The organism is Fontimonas sp. SYSU GA230001 (genome assembly GCF_040066175.1).
Classification (GTDB): Bacteria; Pseudomonadota; Gammaproteobacteria; order Nevskiales; family Nevskiaceae; genus Solimonas.
In genome coordinates, this window is sequence record NZ_JBEAAM010000007.1 from 1 (window position 1) to 22,153 (window position 22,153).

At 69.3% G+C, this 22,153-nt stretch carries 27 protein-coding genes and 1 pseudogene; 21 read left to right on the top strand and 7 right to left on the bottom strand.

The window, feature by feature from the left end; translation table 11 throughout:
* A pseudogene (locus tag AAG565_RS03900) lies at positions 1-646 on the top strand (integrase); the annotation flags it as partial.
* Positions 647-676: 30 nt separating this feature from the next.
* Here the strand turns inward: AAG565_RS03900 and AAG565_RS03905 are convergent.
* The 4 genes from AAG565_RS03905 to AAG565_RS03920 form a co-directional block, all read right to left on the bottom strand.
* Positions 677-1,129: a YeeE/YedE family protein gene (locus AAG565_RS03905; protein ID WP_348818241.1), complete on the bottom strand. Its 453-nt coding sequence runs from the start codon at positions 1,127-1,129 to the stop codon at positions 677-679.
* A 1-nt stretch (position 1,130) separates the two neighbouring features.
* The gene (locus AAG565_RS03910; protein ID WP_348818242.1) at positions 1,131-1,556 is read right to left on the bottom strand and encodes a YeeE/YedE family protein; all 426 of its coding nucleotides are present in this window, start codon (positions 1,554-1,556) and stop codon (positions 1,131-1,133) included.
* Between the two features lie 122 nt (positions 1,557-1,678).
* Entirely contained in the window at positions 1,679-1,948 is a 270-nt protein-coding gene (locus AAG565_RS03915) for a hypothetical protein (protein ID WP_348818243.1), read from the bottom strand.
* A gap of 142 nt (positions 1,949-2,090) precedes the next feature.
* Positions 2,091-3,023, bottom strand: coding sequence for a DUF4382 domain-containing protein (locus AAG565_RS03920; protein ID WP_348818244.1), 933 nt, complete (start codon positions 3,021-3,023; stop codon positions 2,091-2,093).
* On the opposite strand from AAG565_RS03920, the gene AAG565_RS03925 reads away from it, so the two are divergent.
* The 9 genes from AAG565_RS03925 (at position 3,013) to AAG565_RS03965 (ending at position 8,032) form a co-directional block, all read left to right on the top strand.
* Positions 3,013-3,273, top strand: coding sequence for a hypothetical protein (locus tag AAG565_RS03925; RefSeq protein WP_348818245.1), 261 nt, complete (start codon positions 3,013-3,015; stop codon positions 3,271-3,273). The two genes, AAG565_RS03920 and AAG565_RS03925, sit on opposite strands and share 11 nt — an antisense overlap.
* Before the next feature lie 94 nt (positions 3,274-3,367).
* Positions 3,368-3,784 (top strand): hypothetical protein, encoded by a 417-nt coding sequence (locus AAG565_RS03930; RefSeq protein ID WP_348818246.1) that lies wholly within the window; start codon positions 3,368-3,370, stop codon positions 3,782-3,784.
* Positions 3,785-3,793: 9 nt separating this feature from the next.
* Positions 3,794-4,087, top strand: coding sequence for a YcgL domain-containing protein (locus AAG565_RS03935; protein ID WP_348818247.1), 294 nt, complete (start codon positions 3,794-3,796; stop codon positions 4,085-4,087).
* Positions 4,088-4,141: 54 nt separating this feature from the next.
* Positions 4,142-4,513, top strand: coding sequence for a hypothetical protein (locus AAG565_RS03940; RefSeq protein ID WP_348818248.1), 372 nt, complete (start codon positions 4,142-4,144; stop codon positions 4,511-4,513).
* On the top strand, positions 4,500-4,946 hold the full coding sequence (locus AAG565_RS03945) for a hypothetical protein (RefSeq protein WP_348818249.1): 447 nt from the start codon (positions 4,500-4,502) through the stop codon (positions 4,944-4,946). The genes AAG565_RS03940 and AAG565_RS03945 overlap by 14 nt, the downstream gene beginning before the upstream one ends.
* Positions 4,947-4,988: 42 nt before the next feature.
* Positions 4,989-6,062 carry a M14 family zinc carboxypeptidase gene (locus tag AAG565_RS03950; protein ID WP_348818250.1) on the top strand — a complete coding sequence of 358 codons (1,074 nt, stop codon included), beginning with the start codon at positions 4,989-4,991 and terminating at the stop codon, positions 6,060-6,062.
* The gene (locus AAG565_RS03955; RefSeq protein ID WP_348818251.1) at positions 6,055-6,912 is read left to right on the top strand and encodes a PHP domain-containing protein; all 858 of its coding nucleotides are present in this window, start codon (positions 6,055-6,057) and stop codon (positions 6,910-6,912) included. Before AAG565_RS03950 ends, AAG565_RS03955 begins: the two co-directional genes overlap by 8 nt.
* Before the next feature lie 49 nt (positions 6,913-6,961).
* The gene (locus AAG565_RS03960) at positions 6,962-7,579 is read left to right on the top strand and encodes a class I SAM-dependent methyltransferase (RefSeq protein ID WP_348818252.1); all 618 of its coding nucleotides are present in this window, start codon (positions 6,962-6,964) and stop codon (positions 7,577-7,579) included.
* 54 nt (positions 7,580-7,633) lie between these two features.
* Positions 7,634-8,032: a TM2 domain-containing protein gene (locus AAG565_RS03965; protein ID WP_348818253.1), complete on the top strand. Its 399-nt coding sequence runs from the start codon at positions 7,634-7,636 to the stop codon at positions 8,030-8,032.
* On the opposite strand, the gene dinB is transcribed toward AAG565_RS03965, so the two are convergent.
* On the bottom strand, positions 8,016-9,116 hold the full coding sequence (gene dinB / locus AAG565_RS03970; RefSeq protein WP_348818254.1) for a DNA polymerase IV: 1,101 nt from the start codon (positions 9,114-9,116) through the stop codon (positions 8,016-8,018). The genes AAG565_RS03965 and dinB overlap by 17 nt on opposite strands.
* Before the next feature lie 66 nt (positions 9,117-9,182).
* Here dinB and AAG565_RS03975 point away from each other — a divergent pair, with 66 nt between their 5' ends.
* Both AAG565_RS03975 and AAG565_RS03980 read left to right on the top strand, forming a co-directional pair.
* Complete coding sequence (locus AAG565_RS03975) at positions 9,183-10,121, top strand: oxidoreductase (RefSeq protein ID WP_348818255.1); 939 nt, start codon at positions 9,183-9,185, stop codon at positions 10,119-10,121.
* A gap of 222 nt (positions 10,122-10,343) precedes the next feature.
* Positions 10,344-10,628, top strand: a complete 285-nt coding sequence (locus AAG565_RS03980) for a hypothetical protein (RefSeq protein WP_348818256.1) — start codon at positions 10,344-10,346, stop codon at positions 10,626-10,628.
* Positions 10,629-10,635: 7 nt separating this feature from the next.
* Here the strand turns inward: AAG565_RS03980 and AAG565_RS03985 are convergent, their stop codons facing one another.
* Positions 10,636-11,856, bottom strand: coding sequence for a peptidase family C69 (locus AAG565_RS03985; protein WP_348818257.1), 1,221 nt, complete (start codon positions 11,854-11,856; stop codon positions 10,636-10,638).
* Between the two features lie 44 nt (positions 11,857-11,900).
* On the opposite strand from AAG565_RS03985, the gene AAG565_RS03990 reads away from it, so the two are divergent.
* The 6 genes from AAG565_RS03990 to AAG565_RS04015 all read left to right on the top strand — a co-directional run bounded on the left by AAG565_RS03990 (position 11,901) and on the right by AAG565_RS04015 (position 19,501).
* Positions 11,901-13,418 carry a protein adenylyltransferase SelO gene (locus AAG565_RS03990; protein ID WP_348818258.1) on the top strand — a complete coding sequence of 506 codons (1,518 nt, stop codon included), beginning with the start codon at positions 11,901-11,903 and terminating at the stop codon, positions 13,416-13,418.
* A gap of 61 nt (positions 13,419-13,479) precedes the next feature.
* Positions 13,480-13,806: a hypothetical protein gene (locus AAG565_RS03995; RefSeq protein WP_348818259.1), complete on the top strand. Its 327-nt coding sequence runs from the start codon at positions 13,480-13,482 to the stop codon at positions 13,804-13,806.
* Positions 13,807-13,905: 99 nt separating this feature from the next.
* Complete coding sequence (locus AAG565_RS04000) at positions 13,906-15,366, top strand: wax ester/triacylglycerol synthase family O-acyltransferase (RefSeq protein WP_348818260.1); 1,461 nt, start codon at positions 13,906-13,908, stop codon at positions 15,364-15,366.
* Between the two features lie 104 nt (positions 15,367-15,470).
* Positions 15,471-16,814: a chromate efflux transporter gene (gene chrA, locus AAG565_RS04005; RefSeq protein WP_348818261.1), complete on the top strand. Its 1,344-nt coding sequence runs from the start codon at positions 15,471-15,473 to the stop codon at positions 16,812-16,814.
* Positions 16,815-17,248: 434 nt separating this feature from the next.
* The gene (locus AAG565_RS04010) at positions 17,249-18,031 is read left to right on the top strand and encodes an ion transporter (RefSeq protein ID WP_348818262.1); all 783 of its coding nucleotides are present in this window, start codon (positions 17,249-17,251) and stop codon (positions 18,029-18,031) included.
* Positions 18,032-18,217: 186 nt separating this feature from the next.
* The gene (locus tag AAG565_RS04015; RefSeq protein ID WP_348818400.1) at positions 18,218-19,501 is read left to right on the top strand and encodes a D-amino acid dehydrogenase; all 1,284 of its coding nucleotides are present in this window, start codon (positions 18,218-18,220) and stop codon (positions 19,499-19,501) included.
* A gap of 59 nt (positions 19,502-19,560) precedes the next feature.
* On the opposite strand, the gene AAG565_RS04020 is transcribed toward AAG565_RS04015, so the two are convergent.
* The gene (locus AAG565_RS04020; RefSeq protein ID WP_348818263.1) at positions 19,561-19,758 is read right to left on the bottom strand and encodes a DUF2892 domain-containing protein; all 198 of its coding nucleotides are present in this window, start codon (positions 19,756-19,758) and stop codon (positions 19,561-19,563) included.
* Positions 19,759-19,932: 174 nt separating this feature from the next.
* Between AAG565_RS04020 and AAG565_RS04025 the strand changes: the two genes are divergently transcribed.
* The 3 genes from AAG565_RS04025 (at position 19,933) to arsB (ending at position 21,920) form a co-directional block, all read left to right on the top strand.
* On the top strand, positions 19,933-20,265 hold the full coding sequence (locus AAG565_RS04025) for a metalloregulator ArsR/SmtB family transcription factor (protein WP_348818264.1): 333 nt from the start codon (positions 19,933-19,935) through the stop codon (positions 20,263-20,265).
* A 10-nt stretch (positions 20,266-20,275) separates the two neighbouring features.
* Positions 20,276-20,776, top strand: a complete 501-nt coding sequence (locus AAG565_RS04030) for an arsenate reductase ArsC (protein WP_348818265.1) — start codon at positions 20,276-20,278, stop codon at positions 20,774-20,776.
* A gap of 61 nt (positions 20,777-20,837) precedes the next feature.
* Positions 20,838-21,920 (top strand): ACR3 family arsenite efflux transporter, encoded by a 1,083-nt coding sequence (gene arsB, locus AAG565_RS04035; protein ID WP_348818266.1) that lies wholly within the window; start codon positions 20,838-20,840, stop codon positions 21,918-21,920.
* The last annotated feature ends 233 nt before the right edge of the window (positions 21,921-22,153 follow it).

Here is a 22,153-nt window from a genome sequence, read left to right on the forward strand (position 1 = left end):
CGGCATCAAGGGCCTGTATCACCTCAATCTGGTCGACGAGGTCACCCAGTTCCAGTTCGTCGGCTCGGTCGAGCGCATCTCGGAGGCTTTCCTGCTGCCAGTGCTCGAAGCCCTGATCGAGCGCTTCCCCTTCACCGTTCTGGGCTTTCATGCCGACAACGGCTCGGAGTACATCAATCACCGCGTCTGTGCCCTGCTCAACAAGCTCCACGTCCAGGAGTTCACCAAGTCGCGCGCGCGTCGCAGCAACGACAACGCCCTGGTCGAGTCCAAGAACGGCGCCGTCGTGCGCAAGCACTTCGGCTACGCCCACATCCCGGGACGCTTCGCCGCCCGCGTCAACGACTTCGCCCAGAACGTGCTGTCGCCCTATCTGAACTTCCACCGCCCCTGCTTCTTCCCCACCGAAGAGGTCGACGCCAAAGGCCGTATCCGCAAGCGCTATCGCTATGAGCAGATGATGACGCCCTACGACAAGCTCAAGTCGCTGCCCGACGCCGGCCAGTACCTCAAGCACGGCATCTGCTTCGAAACTCTGGATGCCGTCGCCTTCTCAGTCAGCGACAATGACGCCGCCCGACGCCTCAATCAGGCTCGGGATCAGTTGTTCCTTTCCATCAGCAAAGCCCAGCGTCCCGCCGCCTGACAGCCCCTCACTCAGACCCGCCCTTCAGGCTCATCTCTGGATTGGAAAGGACTCCGTTTGCTGATTCGCCTGCAGCGCATCGCTGAGCCAGAAGCCGCCGACCATCGCCGCGACGAACAGCAGCGCCTGCCACGAACCGGTGGCGGCCAGGACGAATCCGGGCCCCGGGCAGACCCCGCTCAGACCCCAGCCCAGACCGAACAGCGCGCTGCCGCCGATCAAGCCGGGCGTGATCGACCGCCGGTCCGGCAAGGCCAGCGGAGCGCCGAGCAGGGCACGGCCGCGCCGGCGTGCCCAGGCGAACATCGGCAGGGTCACCGCGACGGCACCGCCCATGACGAAGGCCAGCGCCGGATTCCACGCACCGGCCACATCGAGGAAACCGAGAACGTTCCGCGGATCGGTCATCCCGGACAGGATCAGACCGAAGCCGAACAGCAGGCCGGCGAAGGCGGGCAGGACGAAGGACAGGGTCGTGCGCATGTCAGGCCACTCCGATGACGTGGCGGACGAAGAACACGGTGATCGCGGCAACGCCCATGAAGGTGGCGACCGCCACCAGCGAGCGGATCGACCGGTTGCCCAGGCCGCAGACACCGTGGCCGCTGGTGCAGCCATTGGCGCGCCGCGTGCCGAAGCCGACCAGCAGGCCGGTGCCGATCAACAGCGGCACGGACAGATCCAGCGAAGCCGGCAGCGCGCGCCCGGTGGCACCCAGCCACAGCCACGGTGCGAGCAGCATCCCCACCAGGAACCACGCGCGCCAGTGCCGCACGCCGGCATCGCCACGCGACAGCTGGGCGAGGATGCCGCTGATGCCGGCGATCTGGCCGCTGCCCAGCAAGAGCAGCGACGCCGCTACGCCGATCAGTACGCCACCGGCCAGCGCCTGCAAGAAAACCGACTCCATGGTTCCGTCCCGAAGCTGCGGATGAGGCCCGAAATGCTAGGCCAATCATCCCCCGCAGGGAACGGATTTTTGAGAGCGGCTGGCCCTATCGATATTCGATTTTCGGCCGCGTCGCGCGGCCGTCAGCGGCCGAGGGACTTGCGCACGTTCTCGTAACCCTTGCGCAGCGCGTCGGCGAGCAGGCCGATGGCGCTCTCGGACTCGCGCGCTGCATCGGCACCAGCGTTCTCGGCGTTGGCGACCGCCACCTTGAGCACGTCCCACTTGCCTTCGAGATCCTGCCAGCGGTCGCGCATCTCCGCCTTGAACAGATGGGCCTGGAGTCCAAGCTCGTCGCGCAGCAGCGCAAGGAGTTTGAGATCGTTTTGCAATGCAACGCTGAGTCGGGACATGTCCGGCTCCATGAGAAGGTGAGGCCACTGTCCGGCATTGACGCCTGCGGTGCGTTGACCTGCATCAGAGACGCACGCCGCGGTCGCCACGGCAACGAAAAAGAGCCGGCCCTGCGGGCCGGCTCCGCGGACTGCATCGACGTCAGGACGTCGATGCCGGCGTCGCGGTGGGTTCGGGTGTCTCGGTGGGCTCCGGGCTCGCCGTCGGTTCGGGCGATGCGGTCGGCGCCGGACTGGCCGTCGGCTCGGGCGACGCGGTCGGCGCGGGACTGGCCGTCGGCTGGGCTCCCAGCGTGAAGTCGCGCGTCGTCGTCTGGCCCGCGGCGATGGCGACGTCCGTGGTGCCGCTGAAGGCGATGTTCTCACTGGCTTCGGCGGTGTCGTCACCGGCCTGGCAGGTCAGCGCAGCGGTGTAGTCGCCGGCGAGCAGGAAGCCGACCGCATAGCCGAAGTCGCCGGAACCATCGTCCTTGGGCGCCAGCAAGGCGGAAGTCAGCGGTTCCGGGAACGCGCCATCGACATCGTCGGGCACGACGCCGCTGCCGCTGTACACATAGACGGCGGCGCCGGCGCCGGTGACCGGATCGGCCGTGCAGCCGGCCTGCTGCAACAGGCCGGCGTCCACCGTGCCGGCCAGCGTGCCGACCTGGGCGTTATCGACGACGCGCAGCACCGGCCGGAGGTTGTAGCAGCCGGTCGCGCCGCGCTCGGCGATGGACTTGCGCAGGTCGAAATCGACCGTGTACGAGGCGGTGCCGCCCTGGGCCACCGTGATCGGTCCCATGACCTTGAGCCCGGACGCGCCGCCGCTCGGCACGATCAGCGGGTAGTCGGTCCCGTCGATCGTGATGTAGGAGGCATAGTCGCCGGTCAGGTTGTTGCAGCTGGCATTCGCGGTATCGATGATCAGGCGCACCTGGTCATACACACCGACCGGCACGGCCTCGCCTTCCACCAGGAACGTGCTCTGCTGCCCCTGCAACTGCAGCAGGTCGATGCTCTTGGGCGGGTCGAACGTGAAGCTCTGGCGCACGCCGCCGCCGCTGTCGAGCAGCTGCAGTCCGGTGAAAGTCACCACCACCGCATCGGCCGAATCGACGGGCGCATCGGTGATGGCGATCGACAGCCGTGCCGGCCCGTCGTTGCCGCTGTTGCAGCCCACCAAGGCAAGCGCCACCAAGGCGCTGCCGATGCTCTTGTTCATGCTCACGGCTTTCCTCCTGCTTCGATTCCTGTTCATGGGTACCGGCCGTCTGGCGGCGGCCCGGCCGCCGGTCATTCCCTCGACCGGCACCATTACGTTCAATCTTCTACCCGTCCGATGAACCGTCACTGACCGACATCAATGCGCCGCGCCGGCGGCCGCAGCGGAGTATGCTCGTCCGGTCGCCGTCCGGGCACACACGCATGGGGACTCACATGGCCAAGGGCATCCGCAAGGTGAACACTTATGTGCTGCACGCCAACGACAGGCCCGGCGAGGGTGCCCACCTGCTCAAGACGCTCAAGAAGCACGACGTGAACCTGCTGGCCCTGACCGCGTTCCCGGCCGGTGCCGGCGGCTCGCAGGTGGAACTGATCCCGCAGGACTCGGCGGAACTGGAAGCGGTCGCGCGGCGCTACGGCTGGAAGCTGTCGAAGAAGAAGACCGGCTTTCTCGCGCAGGGCCGCGACCGTGCCGGTGCGCTGGGCAAGCTCGCGGAGAAGCTCGGCAAGGCCGGCATCAACATCACGGCGGTGGATGCGATCGCCGCGGGCGCGGACCGCTACGGCGCCGTGTTCTGGGTGCGGCCCAAGGATCTGGACAAGGCCGCCACCGTGCTCGGCGCCCGCTGATCGCCCACCGTGTCATCGGAGATTCCGCCACCAGCGCCCATCGACTGCCAGGTGTATCGCTGCAGCCGCCAGCACGAGATGTACGTCTATCTGCGCGCGGACCTGACGACCGAGCACCTGCCGGCGGAGCTGCTGCAGCGCACCGGCCGGCTCTCGCCCGTCATGGCACTGACGCTGCACCCGCGGCGGCGACTCGCGCGCGCCGACGTCGGCACCGTGATCGAGCGGCTGCGTGCGGTCGGCTGGTATCTGCAGTTGCCGCCGCGCGACGGCGTGGACGCACACCTGCATTTCGGCGACTGATGCCGGGACGTCCGGGCAGCGTGGTAACGTACCGGCAGTTAGCCGGAGCGGACGATGCACTGGATCAACCTGTCGTTGCTGCTGATCCTCGCGGCGGGACTGATCATGCTGTGGCGCCGGCTCGGCCGCTACCGCGCGCTGCTGGCGACGCTGCAGGAGGACCACCGCGCGCTGGCCGGCACTTGGGGCCGGCTGCCGCCCGATGCCGCGGAGCTGCTGGCCCAGCAGCGCACGGCCGTGATCAGCATCGAGATCCTCAATCCCATCGAGCTGGCGGCGCAGGAATCCGAGTTCGCCGGACCGATCAGCACGATCGCCCCCAACCTGATCCGCCGGATCGTCTACCAGAAGACCGCCGCGATCCTGCGCACCGAGCTCAGCGAAAAGGGCGTGCAGGCCGACGTCAAGGTCCATGGCCTGGCTTGAACTGGCGCTCATTCTCGGCGCGGCCGCGGCGCTGACGCTCGCCGCCCGGCGCGTGCGGGCGTTCGAGCGCGCGGTCGAACAGGACGCCGCGCAGCTGCGCCGCGACGCGGCCCTGCTGATCGAGGCGCGGCGGCTGCGCGAGATGCAGAACCGCCTCGCCGGCGCGCAGCGGCTCGCCGAGACCGCGATCGACACCGGCACCGCGACCGTGCGCGCCGTGCATCGGGGCATCTCGCGCATCCCCTTCGGCATCCTCGAAGCCATCCCGGTCACGCGCGACGCCACCCGCATCGTGCGGCAGACGCACGACCTGATCTCGGACGCCGTCTATGGCACGATCCGCGGCGTCAACAAGGCGGCCGGAGAAGTGACCCGCACCGTGATCGGCACGCCGTCGAGACGCAAGCCGGACGCCAGTCCCGACGCGTCCTGAACTGTCACACGGGCGTGCGGCCATCGCCGCTATGATCGCGCGATGGCGCACGTCCTCCACAGCCCGTTCAGCGGCGGCGACAATCCCGAACTCGAAGCCATCCAGTCGCTGATCCGGCGCGCCGGCCGCCATCTGCGCAGCGATATCGTCCACGAGGTCGCGGCCGGCCGCGAACGGCTGCCGGTGTATTGCTTGGAACTGGGCGCGACGGCTGCGGAGGTGCCGGCAGTCGGATTCTTCGGCGGCGTCCACGGCGTCGAGCGCATCGGCTCGCACGTGCTGCTCGCCTATCTGCAGAGCCTGGTCGAACGCCTCGAATGGGACGAGCTGCTGCATGAGACGCTGCGCCGCGTCCGCCTGGTGTTCATGCCGGTGGTCAACCCCGGCGGCATGCGCCGCCGGACACGCGCAAACCCGTCCGGCGTCGATCTGATGCGCAACGCGCCGGTCGAGGCCGATCACAGCGTGCCGTGGCCGCTCGGCGGCCAGCGCCTGTCGCCGCTGCTGCCCTGGTACCGCGGCCGGCGCGACGCCGACATGCAGCCCGAGGCACAGGCGCTGTGCCGCGTCGTCGAGGAACGCCTGCTGCCGCACCGCTTCAGCCTGACGCTGGACTGCCATTCCGGCTTCGGCATGACCGACCGCATCTGGTTTCCCTACGCGCGCAGCCGCCAGCCGATCGACTGCCTCGCCGACATCTACACGCTGCGCAACCTGTTCCACAGTGCGCATCCTTACCACCACTTCTACCTGATCGAGCCGCAGGCGCGCCGCTACACCACGCACGGCGACCTGTGGGACTACCTCTACGACCGCAGCCGGGCGCGCGGCAGCCGCCGCTTCATTCCGCTGACGCTGGAGATGGGCTCGTGGCTGTGGGTGAAGAAGCGCCCGGCGCAGGCGTTCTCGATGCTCGGCATCTTCAATCCGATCGCCCCGCACCGGCACCAGCGCATCCTGCGCAAACACCTCACGCTGTTCGATTTCCTGATCCGCGCCGCGACCTCGCACCAGCGCTGGTTGCCGGACAATACGCGCCGCCACGCACTGCACGAGTCGGCACGCACCTACTGGTACGATCCGCAGCCGCGGCCGCCGGCACCGCTGCATGGTTGAGGCCACCGCCCGCGCGGGATCGACGGTCGATCTGCATGCGCATTCCACCGCCTCCGACGGCGAGCTGACGCCCGCCGCGCTGGTCGCCCGGGCCGCCGGTGCGGGCGTGCGCATGCTGGCCCTGACCGACCACGACAGCGTGGCCGGCATCGAAGCGGCGCAGCAGGAAGCGCGCCGTCACGGCCTGCACCTGGTGCCGGGCGTCGAGCTGTCCGTGACCTGGGAGCGGCGCACGCTGCACCTCGTCGGCCTGGGCATCGATCCGACTGCCCGCGCGCTGCACGACGGACTCGCGCTGCTGCAGCAACGCCGCGCGGCGCGCGCTCGGGCCGTCGCGGCGAAGATCGAACGCCTGGGCGTCGCCGACGCCCTGGCGCGCGCCGAGGCGCTGGCCGCCGGCGGCCAGATCACGCGCAGCCACTTCGCGCGCCTGCTCATCGACGCCGGCATCTGCCGCGACGCCAAGCGCGCCTTCCGCCGCTATCTGGCCAACGGCAAGGCGGCCTACGTCGCCACGCAGTGGGCCGAACTCGATCAGGCGCTGGACTGGATCAAGTCTGCGGGCGGGCTCGCAGTGCTCGCCCATCCGCGGCGCTATACGCTGGGCACGAGCGCACGCGGCCGCCTGCTCGCTCAGTTCCGCGCGCTGGGCGGCGACGGCATCGAGGTCTGCTGTGGCAACTCGGCTGCCGCCGAGATCCAGTCCAGCGCGCGCGAGGCGCGGGAACACGGGCTGGCCGGCTCGGTCGCGTCCGACTTCCACGGCTGCCTGCAGCCGTGGAACCGCCTGGGCGGCGTCGCCGCCCTCCCCGACGGCATCGCACCGATCGCCGAGCATCTCGACGCCTGAGACCCCGGGGCGGCACACTTCGCGCTCCCGCCAGCATGCGAACCGACTCATGGGCTTCTACGACCGTCACATCCTGCCGCACCTGATCGACTGCGCCTGCGGCATGGGCGATGTGATGAAAGCACGCGCGCAGATCGTGCCGCGCGCCCGCGGCCGCGTGCTGGAGATCGGCATCGGCAGCGGACTCAATCTGGCGTTCTACGATCCTTCGAGAGTCACCCACATCTTCGGCGTCGATCCGTCCGCCGAGATGCAGGCCAAGGCGCGCCGGCGCGCGGCCGGCATCGCGATCCCGGTCGAGATGGTGCCGCTGGAACTGGAGCGCATCGGCGCCGACAGCGCCAGCTTCGACACGGTGGTCACCACCTTCACGCTGTGCACGATTCCCGATCCGGTGCCGGCACTCGTGGAAATGCGCCGCGTCCTCAAGCCGGACGGCGAGCTGCTGTTCTGCGAACACGGCCTGGCGCCGGAGCCGGCGGTGCGCGGCTGGCAGAACCGCCTGACGCCGCTGTGGAAACCGCTCGCCGGCGGCTGCCACCTCAACCGCGACATCCCCGCGCTGATCGAAGCCGGCGGATTCCGCATCGCCGAGCTGGATGCGCACTATCTGCCCGGTCCGCGGCCGATGACCTATGTCTATTCCGGGGTCGCCAGGGCGGCCTGAGGGCGACTCTTCGCGGGTTACGATGACCCATCGACACAACGCGGCGTATCACAGATGAACGACCAACGGAACACGCACAGCCTGGTCATCGGCTATCTCCTGTGGATCTTCGGCTTCATGGGCGCGCACCGCTTCTACTACGGCCGACCGATCAGCGGCACGATCTGGTTCTTCACGCTGGGCCTGTTCCTCGTCGGCTGGATCATCGACCTGTTCCTGATCCCGGCGATGGACCGCAGCGCCGATCGCCGGTACCAGCCCGGCCCTAACGACTACTCCGTCGCCTGGCTGCTGCTGACCTTCCTCGGCGTGTTCGGCATCCACCGCTTCTACATGGGCAAGTGGATCACCGGCATCCTCTACCTGTGCACGATCGGCCTGCTTGGCCTCGGCATCCTCTACGACTACTGGACGCTCAACGGCCAGATCGACGAGATCAATCGCGCGGCATAGGCGGGTCGGATGCGAACAGGTCGGGCTGCAGGCGCGGATCGTCCGCTTCACTGAAGTTGCCCAGCCCCACCCCGGCCAGGCGGTAACGCTCCGCGGCCGACCGGTCCACTCGTTCCAGCAGCGACACCGCCAGCGCGACGAACTCGTCCGCCTGCCGCGGCGGCGACGGCGGCGTCAGGCTGCGCGTCAGCACCTGGAAGTCCGCGGTCTTGAGCTTGAGCACGACGGTGCGGCCGACGCGCGGCGTCCTGCGCGCCGCCGCCCAGGTCTTCTCGGCGAGGCGACGCACGTGCGGCAGCAGTTCGGTCAGCGGCAGATCGCGTTCGAAAGTGTCTTCCGTGGAAATCGACTGCACCGGCCGGTCCGGCTCGACCGGACGGTCGTCGATGCCGCGCGCGAGTTCATGCAGGCGGATGCCGTAGCGCCCGAACGCACGCTCCAGTGTCGCCGCCGACAGTGCACGCAGCTCGCCGACGGTGCGCACGCCCAGCCGCAGCAGCCGGCCTTCCATGACCTTGCCGACCCCGGGGATGCGCCCGACCGGCAGCGGCGCGAGGAATGCCTCCACGTCGCGCGGCCGGATCACGAACTGGCCGTCCGGCTTGCGCCAGTCCGATGCGATCTTGGCGAGGAACTTGTTCGGCGCGATGCCGGCCGAGGCAGTCAGCGACAGCTCCTCGCGGATCGTCCGGCGGATCAACTCGGCCACCTCGGTCGCGGACGGCAGGCCCAGGCGGTTGTCGGTGACGTCGAGATAGGCTTCGTCCAGCGACAGCGGCTCGACCCGGTCCGTATGGCGCCGAAAGATCGCGCGCACCTGGCGCGACACGGCGCGATAGCGCGTGAAATCGGGCGGCACGAACACCGCGTCCGGGCACAGGCGCTCGGCGCGCAGCGCCGGCATCGCCGAACGCACGCCGTAGCGCCGCGCCTCGTAGGACGCCGCGCAGACCACCGACCGGGCGCCGCGCCAGGCGACGACCACCGGCCGGCCGCGCAGCAGCGGATCGTCGCGCTGCTCGACCGACGCGTAGAAGGCGTCCATATCGACATGGATGATCTTGCGCGGCAGCGGTTGCGTCATCGGCTGACATCGTAGCGGCGCGCGCCGCGCTACGCTGTAGCCGCGCACTCGCTGGGAGCCGCACCGATGGAACGAGCATGGACCGCCGCCGACATCGCGCCACAACACGGCAAGCGCTTCATCGTCACCGGTGCCAACAGTGGCCTCGGCCTGGAAACGAGCGCCGGCCTCGCCGCCGCAGGCGCGCAGGTGGTGATGGCGTGCCGCGATCCGGCCCGGGCCGCGACCGCACTCGCGGCGATCCGGCGCCGCGTGCCCGACGCCCGGGTGGAGGCGGCGACGCTGGATCTGGCCGATCTCGCCACGGTGCGCGCGTTCGCGCAGGCGCAGCTTGCGCGCAACGAGCGCCTCGACGGCCTGATCAACAACGCCGGCGTGATGGCGCTGCCGTTGCAGCGCACCCGCGACGGCTTCGAGATGCAGATCGGCACCAACCACCTCGGCCATTTCGCGCTGACCGGCCTGCTGCTGGAGGCATTGCAGGCGACGCCGGGGGCGCGCATCGTCAACGTCGCCAGCCTCGCGCACCGCTGGACGCGCGGACTCGACCTCGACGACCTCAACTTCGAGCGCAGCCGTTACCACAAGTGGGACGCCTACAGCCGGAGCAAGCTCGCCAATCTGATGTTCCATTTCGAACTCGACCGGCGCCTGCGCCAGCGCCGGACCGCGGTCACCGCGGCCGCCGCGCATCCGGGCTATTCGGCGACCAATCTGATGTTCGTCGGCCCCGCCCAGGCGCGCTCGACGGTCGGCCGCTGGGCGATGCAGCTGGGCAATCTGCTGTTCAGCCAGCCGGCGGACCGCGGCGCGCTGCCGACCCTGTATGCGGCGACTGCGCCGGACGTGCAAAGCGGCGACTACATCGGCCCGGATGGCTGGCGGCAGCTGCGCGGCTTCCCGCGCAAGGTCGGCTGTCGTCCGGCGGCGCGGGATGCAACCGCCGGCGCGCGGCTGTGGGCACTGTCCGAAGACCTGACCGGTGTGCGCTTCCTCGACGGCTGAGCGCTTTCCCCGACAAGAAACGCGGCGGTGCAGGACACCGCCGCGCGAGGACGCCAGACGTCGGGGGAGAGACAGTGCCTGGCGTGGAGGAGAGCCGTGGCGAGAACCGCTGACTCGACCACGGTGTCAGCATCGCAGGCGGCTGACGCAGGCGCGCTGACCTGGATCAACGGGAACGATGCGCTTTTTCGCTAGTCACGCCACCGCGTACACTGCGCAGCCATGATCCCGTTCCAGCGTTCCAGCACACGCCTCCTCCGACCCGCCGCGCTGTTGCTCGCCAGCCTGCTGTCGGCCTGCGCCGGCGGCCGCGGCCTCGCGCCGATGAGCGAAGCAAGTCCCTGCAGGGAGCACTGCCAGACCCACAGCGAGGGTTACCAGTGGGCGCAGAGCAGCAACCTCGACGACCCGCGCATCTGCGACAGCTATCCGGCGGAGTTCGCGCGCGGCTGCCGGGACGGCGTCGAGGATCTGCGTGGCATCCGCCCCTACTCGCAGGGCATCTGAACCCAGTTCACAGCGGGGCGCGCGCCGGATCGATGCCGTCGCGCGCGGACAAGCCGCGCCAGTGCGGCGACAGCCGCGGCGAAGGCAGTTGCGCCAAGGACTCCCAGAGCACCTTGTGCCAAGCCGCGGCGAGCCGGTCGGCGCGGTGGCGCGCCTCGCCGTGCGCGCCGGGTTCGAGCAACGCGAACATCTGCCGCTCGACCTCGTCGCGCGTCGCCCGCAGACGCTCGCGCAGGCCGCGGTCGGCCAGCGCCCAGCGGTGCAGCCACTCGTGACGCCGCCACAGCGGCGACTCGATCCGCTGCTCCGCCGGTGTCAGCACGCTCCAGTCATCGCTGAAGGCGGCCGGACGAAAGATCGAAAGGCACGGCGCCGAGGTGCCGGTGAACAGGACCTCGACATCGCCCGGTCGCAGGCGCGCGATCATCGAACCCGTGGTCTGGTGGCGGCGGATCAGACCGGCCGCGTGCATGCACACATCGGCGTTGCTGCCATCCGCCGGATCCTCGTTGCCGCGCGCGTGCATGCGCAGATGCGCGGCCATGCGCGCGAAACCGCCCTCGCCGGCGCGGTCCAGGCAGCGCAGCGACAGGGCGCGGCGCGCGTGCGAACGCGCGAAGTACGGCATGAAGCGGGTGTCGAAACGGCGCGCGAAATCGATGCGCGCGTCGCGCAGATCGGTGGAGCCGCGCTCGTAGTCCGAACCGATGGTCAACGCATTCGAGATCGCTTCGTGCGTCTGCACGCGCCGCGCCGCCCAGCTGCGCCCCGCCGTTTCGAGCACCCAGGCGCCGCGGCCGTCGGCAACGATGAAGCTGCTGTCGTAGCAGAAGCGTCGGTCCTGATAGCCGGCCGGTCCCCCCTGACCGTGGCGTTCGAGCAGGCCGGTCATCACCTCGATCGCCGCTTCCGCGCTCGCGCCGCGTTCCAGGCCCAGGCGCACCAGGTCCATGCCCAGCAGCCCGGGCGCCAGGCTCGCGCGCGTCGAGAAGATCGCCTCGTTGCCGATCGCAACGCCGGCGTCGTTGACGCCCATCTCCGCGCCCCAGCACCAGGCCGGCTGCGACAGGATCGTCGCGTGGCGATCCGGCACCTGCTCGATCTCGATGTGCGAGACGCGCAGCCGCGGCGTCGCATCGCCGGAAACCCCCGGATAGCGCACGACCGGCTGCGGTTCGGACGGCTCACGGTCCGAGTTCTTGGCGAACCAGACCGCGTCCCCGGCCATCAATACCTGTGTATCGCACATCGGTGAAGTGTAAGACTAAGCCCATGAATGTCGCTGAAGACCCCCGCATCGCGCCGCTGCGCGACCTCGACACGCTGGCGCTCGACAACCGATACGCCCGTCTGGGCGAGGCCTACTTCTCGCGCGTCGAACCGGCGCCGCTGACGAACCCGCGCCTGCTGCATGCCAACACCGAGGTCGCCGCCCTGCTCGACCTCGATCCGGCGCAGCTGCTGACGCAGCGGTTCATCGAGATCTTCGCCGGCAACCGGCCGCTGCCCGGCGCCGAGCCGATCGCGACGATCTATGCCGGGCACCAGTTCGGCGGCTGGGTGCCGCAGCTCGGCGACGGCCGCGCGATCCTGCTCGGCCAGGTGCGCAACCGGCGCGGCGAATCCTGGGATCTGCAGCTCAAGGGCGCCGGCAAAACCCCCTACTCGCGTTTCGGCGACGGCCGCGCGGTGATCCGGTCGAGCCTGCGCGAATACCTCGCCGGCGAGGCCCTGCACCACCTGGGCATCCCGAGCACGCGCGCGCTGTCGCTGATCGTCGCCGACGATCCGGTGCAACGCGAGACGGTCGAACGCGCCGCGGTGATCTGCCGCGTCGCGCCCAGTCATGTGCGCTTCGGCCACTTCGAGCTGTTCTACAGCCGCGGACAGCACGAGCGCCTCGCACCGCTGGCCGACCACGTGATCGACGAGCATTTCCCCGAGTTGAGCGGACGCCCCGATCGCCACGCGCGCTGGCTCGAAGCCGTCACGGTCCGCACCGCCGAGCTGATCGCGCGCTGGCAGGCGGCCGGCTTCTGCCACGGGGTGATGAACACCGACAACATGTCCGTGCTCGGCCTGACGCTCGACTACGGCCCTTACGGCTTCATCGACGGCTTCGACGCCGGCCACGTCTGCAACCACTCCGACCCCGGCGGCCGCTACGCCTACGACCGGCAGCCGGCGATCGGTCACTGGAACTGCTCGCGCCTGATCCAGTCCTGCGTGCCGCTGCTGGCGGACGACCCGGAACAGGCGGCGGAGATCGGCCAGACCCTTCTCGACCGCTATCCGGACGCCTATGCGCAGGCGATGACCCGCCTGTGGCGCGCCAAGTTCGGCCTGCGCGACGAGCAGGACGACGATCCTGCGCTGATCAACCGCTTTCTGACGCTGCTGCACCGCGGCCGCGCCGATTTCACGCTGTCGCTGCGCGCGCTGGCCAGCGTGCGCGTCGCAGACGACGACCCGGCCACCGAACTGCGCGCGCGCATCCTCGATCTGGAAGCGCTCGACGCCTGGCTGCCGGACTACCGCGCCCGCCTGCGCGCCGAGCAGTCCGACGACGCCGAACGCGCCGCGCGCATGAATGCCTGCAATCCGAAATACATCCTGCGCAACCATCTGGCGCAGCGCGCGATCGCCGAGGCCGAACGGGGCGGCAGCAGCGAGACCGAGCGCCTGCTGCGCGTCCTGCGCCATCCGTTCGACGAGCAGCCGGAGCACGCCGCCTACGCCGAGGAACCACCGCCGGGCGAACGCCACATCGCGGTCAGCTGCTCGTCGTGAGAGTGCTTGCGCGGCGTGCGGCGCCGGCGTAGCGTCAACCCGGACACAGGAGGGCTCGACGATGATCGGACGGCGCTTGCTCGTTGCAGCCTCGTTGTCGGTTCCGGCCTTCGCGTCGGCACAGACCGATGAACCCGAACAGCTCGACCCGGTGATCGTCGAGGGCCAGCCCTCCGAACTGGACAGCCTGAAGGCGGTCTATTCCGGCCAGCTGCCCTGCATCGGCGACTGCGCGGATGCGGACGAACAGGACGACCCCGTCGCGCGCGTGCTGCGCGGCGTCCGCAGCCTGTTCATCGCCGCCCACCTGCCCGAGCGCCCGCGCCCGCAGGACAGCCTGGGCCTGGTCAATCCGACACAGACGCGCCTCGATCAGAAGCGGCCCTGATCGCCGCGCCATCGTCGCGCCTTGTACGTATTGACGGGCTCGGCGGGAGCTCTCAGGCTGGACCGCGACCGACACCGTCCGTGGAAAGGGGAGCCGCACGTGCATCGACTGTCTCCGATCGACTCCGCCTTCCTGCTCGTCGAGCAACGGCACATGCCCCTGCACGTCGGCGGTCTGATCCTGTTCCGCCCGCCTGCCGACGCAGCGCCGGATTTCGCCTCGCAACTGGCCAACCGCCTGCGCGAGTCCCGGCGGGTCGCCCCGCCGTTCGACCGGCGCCCACATACGCGCTTCGGCTTCGGCTTCTGGGACAGCGAGCAGGAGTTCGACCTCGCCCAGCACTTCGTGCATCTGGCGCTGCCCAGGCCCGGGCGCATCCGCGAGCTGCTGGCGATGGTGTCGCGCGTGCACAGCGCGCACCTCGACCGCGCCTATCCACTGTGGCGGATGTACCTGATCGAAGGCCTGGAGGACGGCCGCATCGCGGCCTATTTCAAGATCCACCACGCCGTCGTCGATGGCGTCGCCGCGCTGCGCCTGTTCATGAAGTCGATGTCGCCCGACCGCGAGCAATCGAAGACCATGCCCGCACCCTGGGAAATCCAGACGCGCCGCTCCGACGCGACGCTGGCGGTGCCCGCGCCGGCAGTGGTCGGGCCGATGGGCCTGCTGGCGAGCCTCGCACGCAACGCGGTCAAGGCCACACCGACCTTCGTCAGGCAGCTGCGCCATACCTGGGACGATTACCGCGCCCACCACCCGTACCTCGCCACCAGCGTGCAGGCGCCGCGCTGCATCCTCAACCAGAGCGTCACCGCGTCGCGGCGCTTCGCCGCGCAGTCCTACCCGACGGCGCGCATGCGTGCGGTCGCGCAGAAGATCGACGGTACGCTCAACGACGTGGCGCTGGCGATGTGCGGCGGCGCGCTGCGACGGTACCTCGCCGACCTCGGCGCGCTGCCGGACGAATCGCTGGTGGCGATCGTGCCGGTATCCGTGCGCCAGGACGACGGCACCACTGGCAACGAGATCGCGTTCGCACTGGCCAATCTCGGCACGAACGTCGCCGATCCGGTCGAGCGCCTGCGGCTGGTCAAGGGCTGCATGGACTACAACAAGGCGCGCTTCCGCGAGATGTCGCCGGCGCAGCTGCAGGCGTACAGCGTCGCGCAGCTGCTGCCCGGCGCGCTGACCTGGCTGCTCGGCCTCGATCCGAAGCATTTCGTCGCCAACCTGGTGATCTCGCACGTGCCGGGCCCGCGCCAGCCGATGTACTGGCAGGGCTGCGAACTCGACGGCATGTACCCGGCCTCGGTCGTGGTCGATACGATGGCGCTCAACATCACGCTGATCAGCCGCCACGATGCGGTCGATTTCGGCCTGATCGCGTGCCGCCGCACGCTGCCGAGCGTGCAGCGACTGCTCGACCACCTCGAAACGGCGCTGGTCGAGCTGGAGCACGCGCTGTTCGGAACACCCGCCAGAGCAGCGCCGCGCAGACCGGAGAAGTCGCGGCCGCGGCGCATGCACCGTTCATCCCGGCCGGCCGCACCTCTATAATCCGGACGCACGCGGGGACGCGAGCAGACTCCCCGCCCCTCCAAGACGCGCGAGCGTCCAAGTTCTGCTCCTGACTTGGGTCTTCGATCCCGCAGGAGCTTGCCTTGGAAACGCCGCACACCTCGTCATCCGACCGCCCCGCCGTGCCGTCCCGGCGCGAAGCCTGCGCCTACTGGCTGAAGCTGGGCTGCATCAGCTTCGGCGGCCCCGCGGGCCAGATCGCGCTGATGCACGCCGACCTGGTGGACCGCAAGCGCTGGATCTCCGAAAGCCGGTTCCTGCACGCACTCAACTACTGCATGCTGCTGCCGGGACCCGAGGCGCAGCAGCTCGCCACCTACATCGGCTGGCTGCTGCACCGGACCTGGGGCGGCATCGTCGCCGGCGCGCTGTTCGCGCTGCCGTCGCTGCTGCTGCTCATCGCGCTGTCGTGGATCTACGTCGTCTACGGCTCGGTGCCGTGGATCGCCGGCGCGTTCTACGGCATCAAGCCGGCGGTCGTCGCCATCGTGCTGCAGGCGGCGCACCGCATCGGCAGTCGCACGCTGAAGAACCCCGCACTGTGGACCATCGCCGCCGCGGCCTTCGTCGCGATCTTCGCGCTCTCGGTCTCTTTCCCATACATCGTGCTCGGTGCGGGTCTGACCGGCGCGATCGGCGGCCGCGTCGCGCCCAGGCTCTTTTCCAACAGCGGCGGACACGGCCAGAAATCTGGACCGCACCGGCCGGCCGTCATCGACGACGACACGCCGCTTGCGCCGCACACGCGCTTCTCGCCGAAACACCTGGCTCTCGTCGCTGCAGCTGGCTTGCTGCTATGGGGACTGGTCGAATGGACGCTGTACGATGCCTTCGGCTGGCACGGTGCGCTCACGCAGATGGGCTGGTTCTTCACCAAGGCCGCGTTGCTGACCTTCGGCGGCGCCTACGCCGTGCTGCCCTACGTTTACCAGGGCGCGGTCGAACAGCACGCCTGGCTGAGCGCGCCGCAGATGATCGACGGCCTGGCACTCGGCGAATCGACACCGGGGCCGCTGATCATGATCGTGTCCTTCGTCGGCTTCCTCGGCGGCGTGTCGCAGGCGGTGACCGAGGCGCCGCTGCTCGCCGGCATCGCCGGCGCCTGCGTCGCCACGTTCTTCACCTTCCTGCCGTCCTTCGTCTTCATCCTCGCCGGCGCGCCGCTGGTCGAAACCACGCACGGCAAGCTGCACTACACCGCGCCGCTGACCGCGATCACCGCGGCGGTCGTCGGCGTCATCGTCAACCTCGCCGTGTTCTTCGCCTGGCACGTGTTCTGGCCACGGGGATTGAGCCAGCCGCCGGACTTCGTCTCCTTGCTGATCTTCACTGCTGCGGCCATCGCGCTGTTCCGCTTCAGACTCGGCGTGATCCCGCTGATCGGCGCCAGTCTGCTGGTCGGCCTGGTTCACAGCCTCGTTGCTTAGGCGTCACTGCAGTGGACAGGCCTGCCGATCCAGGGATGGGGTGATCGACTGAGATGAAACCGGATGTCCCGCCGAAAGACCCCCGGCCGGGGTGACGTCGCCTCGACACGAAACGCTGCCACCGGCTTGCGCGGAATGCCTCGATCGGCTGGACCCGGACGAGGGCGATGCAGGCGGCGCCCCCAGCAACCGACTGCCTGATTCCGCGCAAACCTTCCCGGCCGGAGAACCCACCACCACATGACGACATCCGAGGACGCCGCCCCCACTACACGGCTTGATGCGCGGGCTGGTGCCCGTCTGCGTCAACCCGTCCCCCACCCCCAGACATCCAGCCAATATCGGTCATTGCGTAGGTGCAGTCTTACATCGACCGAGTCGGCATTGATTCCCCCTAGATAGGGGGTATGCCGCACACCGGGTATATTTTTCCTATGACTGCCGCCACCGTCCTGCACCGCCTGCAGCGGATCCATCCGATCGACTGGCTCATGCTGGCGCTGGCGCTGCTGTCGATCGGCCTGCTCGCCTACGAATCCTGGGGGCCGGTCACCGAAGCCGAGCGCGCCGACATCCTGCGCGCCGACATGGTGATCTGTGCGATCTTCGCGCTGGAGTTCGTCTGGCGCTGGCGTGCGGCGAACTGGAAGGCAGACTTCGTGGTGCGCAACTGGTACGAGATCCTCGGCATGATCCCGGTCGCGCACCCCGCGATCCGCGGCTTCCGCCTGTTCCGCATCATCCGCATCGTCGTACTGCTGGGGCGCTTCGGCGCGGCGGCGGACCGCGCGCTCGGCGAAGACTTCACCTACCTGTTGGTCAACCGCTTCCGCGACACCATCGTCGAGTCGATCAGCGGCGCGGTGACCGTCGCGGTGCTCGACGAGGTTTCGGCCGTGCTCGCCAAGGGCACGTACACGCGCAACATCTCGCGCGCGCTCGCCGAGAACCAGACTGAGCTGCGCGCGATGATCCTCGAGAAGCTGCGCCAGGACCGGCAGACCGGGCGCCTGTCGCGGCTGCCGTTCTACGACGACATCGTCCAGTCGGTGATCGACGCCGGGCTGCGCGTGGTCGAGGAGGTGCTCAAGGACCCGCGCACCGATGAACTCGTCGCCGACATCCTGCGCGAGAATATCCAGCAGCTGCGCGGCTCGGTCGCCAGACACGCCGCGGAACAGGCACAGGCGCTGCAGCGCGCGGATGCCGGAACCTGATCCGGGCAAGCGGCGGGGCGGACGGTCGTGGACCGCCCGCCCGCCGAGGGGACTGGAACCGCGTGGGGGCGTCGGTTCCAGTGCAGCGCGGCGAGGGAGGGGGGCGTTGCCGCGCCACGAGAATGCTAGAGAAATCAGTCACGCAACGAAAATGAAATCTTTGACGAATCGCCATAGTCGGCCGCTATCGCCGGCAAACCGCGCGGGCCAGGTCCGATGAAAGTCGCCGTGCTCGGCGCCGGCGTCGTCGGCGTCACCACGGCCTATTACCTGAGCCGGCTCGGCTGCGAGGTCACGGTGGTCGACCGGCAGGCGCAGGTCGCGGCGGAAACGAGCTTCGCCAACGGCGGCCAGCTCTCGGTCAGCCACGCCGAACCCTGGGCGAATCCGCGCGCGCCGCGCAAGATCCTCGCCTGGCTGCTGCATGGCGAATCGCCGATCCGCTGGTGTCCGAGCGCCGATCCGCAGCTGTGGTGGTGGGGCCTGCGCTTCCTGCGCGAATGTCTGCCCGGGCGCACCCGGCACAACGTCCGCCAGCTCGTGAACCTGGGCCTGTACAGCCGCGCCGCGCTGCAGGCGCTGCGCGCCGAAACCGGGCTGCGGTACCAGCAGCGCGCGTGCGGCATCCTGCACATCTACACCCACGCCGGCGAGTTCGAAGCGGCGGTCGAAGCGGCGCGCGTCATGACCGCGCTCGGCTGTGAGCGCCGCATCCTCGGCCCCGACGAGGCGGTCCGCATCGAGCCGGCCCTGCGCAACATCCGCGACCGGCTGTGCGGTGCAACCTACACCCCGGGTGACGAATCCGGCGATGCGCAGATCTTCACGCGCGAGCTGGCGCAGCGCTGCGCGGCGGCCGGGGTACGCTTCCTGATGAATCACCGGATCACGGCACTACATGCCGATGGCGGGCGCGTCGCGCACGCCGAGCTGATCGATGACGAAGGCCGCTTCCAGCGCCTGCAAGCGGATGCCTACGTGCTCGCCCTGGGCAGTCACAGCGCCGGCATCGCGCGCCGACTCGGCCTGCGTCTGCCGATCCAGCCGGCCAAGGGTTACTCGCTGACGCTGCCGGTGGCCTCAGCCGAAGCCGCCTACGAAACGGCGCTGATCGACGACGAGCACAAGATCGTGTTCTCGCGGCTGGGGGATCGGCTGCGTGTCGCCGGCATGGCGGAAGTCGGCAACTGGAGCCGCGCGCTCGATCCCGCGCGCTGCGCCCTGCTGCTGCGGCGCGCACAGGAACTGTTCCCCGGCGCCGGGGATGTCACGCAGGCCAGCTACTGGTGCGGCTTGCGCCCGGCCACGCCGTCGAACCTGCCCTGCATCGGCCGCAGCCACCTGCGGGGGCTGTTCCTCAACACCGGCCACGGCACGCTCGGCTGGACCCACGCCTGCGGCTCCGGCCAAGCCGTCGCCGACATCATCTGCGGTCGCAAGCCGGAAGCGGACTTCGACTTCCGTCTCTAGCGCGGCACCGCAACGCAGCGCCGGCGCGCAGACCGCGCCGCTGGGCTGCACCGGGCTCGCTAGGACTTGCCCTCGTCCATCGGACAGCTGCTGAAGCCGAACAGCGTGTACGCCGGGCAGAAGCGGAACACCGCCGTGGCGAGCGGCACGACGCCGATCCAGGCCCACAGCGGCCCGCCGAGCAGCGCCCAGGCGATCAGGGCCACGCCGGCCACCGCGCGCACGATCCGATCCACCGATCCGACATTGGCTTTCATATTCGCCTCACCGGGCAGGACGTTGTCACCATCTCAGCGCGCGCCGCCGCAACCGTCGTTGATCTGGGTCAGTCGGTGTCGCGCGCTCGTCACCCGCCGCTGCACCTGCGCCGCATGGCAGCGTCCGGCACGACCCGGTGGCGCCGTCATGATCATTTCGATATTATTCGAAATATGAAATCCGAAACGGCGATCCTGCGGCTCACCGCGCTCGCGCACGCCTCGCGGCTGGCGGTGTTCCGCCTGCTGGTGCGCCGCGGGCCCGAGGGCCTGTGCGCGGGCGACATCGGCACGAAGCTGAAGATCGCGCCCGCCACGCTGTCGTTCCATCTCAAGGAGCTGACGCACGCCGGCCTGCTCAGGGCGCGCCAGGACGGGCGTTTCGTCCATTACAGCGCCGACTTCAAGGCCATGAACGAGCTGGTCGCCTACCTCACCGAGAACTGCTGCGGCGGCGAGCCCTGCGGCATCACTTCGGCCGCTGCCGCGGCCACACTGGAGCAATAGGAGTCTCCCGATGTCCCATCGCAAGTACAACGTGCTGTTCCTGTGCACCGGCAACTCGGCGCGCTCGATCCTGGCCGAGGCGTTGATGAATCACCTGCCCGGAACCAAGGGCAAGTTCACCGCCTACAGTGCCGGCAGCCAGCCCAAGGGCCAGGTGCATCCGCTGGCGCTGGAGACGCTCGCCGATCTGGGCATCCCGACCGCCGAGCTGCGCAGCAAGTCCTGGGACGAGTTCGGCGCGGCCGACGCACCGCAGATGGATTTCGTGTTCACCGTCTGCGACAACGCCGCCAACGAAACCTGCCCGATCTGGCCCGGCCATCCCGTCACCGCGCACTGGGGCCTGCCCGATCCCGCCGCGGTCGAAGGCGACATCGCGACGCGGCGCAAGGCGTTCCGCGACACGCTGCGCGCGATGCGCACGCGCATCGAGCTGTTCGCCGAGCTGCCCTTCGACAAGCTGGATCGCATGGCGCTGCAGCAGCGCGCGCATCAGATCGGACAGCGCTGAGCCCCAGCCGTAACCCTCGCCGCGGGGCCGGTGGCTCCGGCACTGCACACGGAAGCCTTCCATGTCCGTCTTCGAACGTTATCTGACCCTCTGGGTCGCCGCCTGCATCGTCGTCGGCATCGTCCTGGGACACAGCCTGCCCGGCGTCTTCCATGCGATCGGCACGGCCGAGATCGCCAGGGTGAACCTGCCGGTCGCGGCGCTGATCTGGCTGATGATCATTCCGATGCTGGTGAAGATCGACTTCGGTGCCCTGCACCGCGTGCGCGAGCACTGGCGCGGCATCGGCGTGACCCTGTTCATCAACTGGGCGGTCAAGCCGTTCTCGATGGCGGCGCTCGGCTGGCTGTTCATCGGCTACCTGTTCAAGCCCTTCCTGCCGGCCGAGCAGATCCCGTCGTACATCGCCGGCCTGATCCTGCTGGCGGCGGCGCCGTGCACGGCAATGGTGTTCGTGTGGAGCAACCTGTCGAAGGGCGAACCGCATTTCACGCTCACCCAGGTCGCGCTCAACGACACGATCATGGTGTTCGCGTTCGCGCCGATCGTCGGCCTGCTGCTCGGCCTGTCGGCGATCACCGTGCCCTGGGACACCCTCATGCTGTCGGTGGCGCTCTACATCGTCGCCCCGGTGATTTTCGCGCAGGTGCTGCGGCGTGCCCTGCTCGCCCGCGGCGGCGAAGCCGCGCTGGCCGGGAGCCTGAAGGTGCTGCAGCCGCTATCGCTGCTCGCGCTGCTGACGACGCTGGTGCTGCTGTTCGGCTTCCAGGGCGAGCAGATCCTCAAGCAGCCGCTGGTGATCGGCCTGCTCGCGGTGCCGATCCTGATCCAGGTCTATTTCAACTCCGGGCTGGCCTACCTGCTCAACCGTGCCAGCGGCGAGGCGCACTGCGTCGCCGGCCCGTCGGCCCTGATCGGTGCCAGCAACTTCTTCGAGCTGGCCGTGGCGGCCGCGATCAGCCTGTTCGGCTTCGACTCCGGCGCGGCGCTGGCCACCGTCGTCGGCGTGCTGATCGAAGTGCCGGTGATGCTGTCGGTGGTGAAGATCGTCAACGCCAGCAAGCCATGGTACGAACGCGGCCGACCTGCCGCCGACGCACGGCCCGATGCCGCAGCCGACCCGACCCGATTGACACGCGCCTGACCGGCGGCGGGCGAAGCAGAAAATACGCCGCGCCGCCCGCGCGCGCCATCCCGGCAATGGGTAACCGACCGACGCGACAGGGATCGAGCCGCCCCGAGAATCTCGGAGGCTCTTGGGCTTGAGTCACGCTGCCAGCGGCAGCGCGGCCAGACCGCTCGCTCCCGAACCTCAGGTGAATACTTCGGTGACTTCCGCATCGCTCATTCCTCTCAAGAGGACGAGCCTCCGGAAAA

Bases quoted from the DNA above. Each gene is read 5' to 3' on its own strand.
- AAG565_RS03905 (WP_348818241.1), bottom strand. From the start codon at position 1,129: ATGCGCACGACCCTGTCCTTCGTCCTGCCCGCCTTCGCCGGCCTGCTG.
- AAG565_RS03910 (WP_348818242.1), bottom strand. From the start codon at position 1,556: ATGGAGTCGGTTTTCTTGCAGGCGCTGGCCGGTGGCGTACTGATCGGC.
- AAG565_RS03915 (WP_348818243.1), bottom strand. From the start codon at position 1,948: ATGTCCCGACTCAGCGTTGCATTGCAAAACGATCTCAAACTCCTTGCG.
- AAG565_RS03930 (WP_348818246.1), top strand. From the start codon at position 3,368: ATGGCCAAGGGCATCCGCAAGGTGAACACTTATGTGCTGCACGCCAAC.
- AAG565_RS03940 (WP_348818248.1), top strand. From the start codon at position 4,142: ATGCACTGGATCAACCTGTCGTTGCTGCTGATCCTCGCGGCGGGACTG.
- AAG565_RS03945 (WP_348818249.1), top strand. From the start codon at position 4,500: ATGGCCTGGCTTGAACTGGCGCTCATTCTCGGCGCGGCCGCGGCGCTG.
- AAG565_RS03950 (WP_348818250.1), top strand. From the start codon at position 4,989: ATGGCGCACGTCCTCCACAGCCCGTTCAGCGGCGGCGACAATCCCGAA.
- AAG565_RS03955 (WP_348818251.1), top strand. From the start codon at position 6,055: ATGGTTGAGGCCACCGCCCGCGCGGGATCGACGGTCGATCTGCATGCG.
- AAG565_RS03960 (WP_348818252.1), top strand. From the start codon at position 6,962: ATGGGCTTCTACGACCGTCACATCCTGCCGCACCTGATCGACTGCGCC.
- AAG565_RS03965 (WP_348818253.1), top strand. From the start codon at position 7,634: ATGAACGACCAACGGAACACGCACAGCCTGGTCATCGGCTATCTCCTG.
- dinB (WP_348818254.1), bottom strand. From the start codon at position 9,116: ATGACGCAACCGCTGCCGCGCAAGATCATCCATGTCGATATGGACGCC.
- AAG565_RS03975 (WP_348818255.1), top strand. From the start codon at position 9,183: ATGGAACGAGCATGGACCGCCGCCGACATCGCGCCACAACACGGCAAG.
- AAG565_RS03980 (WP_348818256.1), top strand. From the start codon at position 10,344: ATGATCCCGTTCCAGCGTTCCAGCACACGCCTCCTCCGACCCGCCGCG.
- AAG565_RS03985 (WP_348818257.1), bottom strand. From the start codon at position 11,856: ATGGCCGGGGACGCGGTCTGGTTCGCCAAGAACTCGGACCGTGAGCCG.
- AAG565_RS03990 (WP_348818258.1), top strand. From the start codon at position 11,901: ATGAATGTCGCTGAAGACCCCCGCATCGCGCCGCTGCGCGACCTCGAC.
- AAG565_RS03995 (WP_348818259.1), top strand. From the start codon at position 13,480: ATGATCGGACGGCGCTTGCTCGTTGCAGCCTCGTTGTCGGTTCCGGCC.
- AAG565_RS04010 (WP_348818262.1), top strand. From the start codon at position 17,249: ATGACTGCCGCCACCGTCCTGCACCGCCTGCAGCGGATCCATCCGATC.
- AAG565_RS04020 (WP_348818263.1), bottom strand. From the start codon at position 19,758: ATGAAAGCCAATGTCGGATCGGTGGATCGGATCGTGCGCGCGGTGGCC.
- AAG565_RS04025 (WP_348818264.1), top strand. From the start codon at position 19,933: ATGAAATCCGAAACGGCGATCCTGCGGCTCACCGCGCTCGCGCACGCC.
- AAG565_RS04030 (WP_348818265.1), top strand. From the start codon at position 20,276: ATGTCCCATCGCAAGTACAACGTGCTGTTCCTGTGCACCGGCAACTCG.
- arsB (WP_348818266.1), top strand. From the start codon at position 20,838: ATGTCCGTCTTCGAACGTTATCTGACCCTCTGGGTCGCCGCCTGCATC.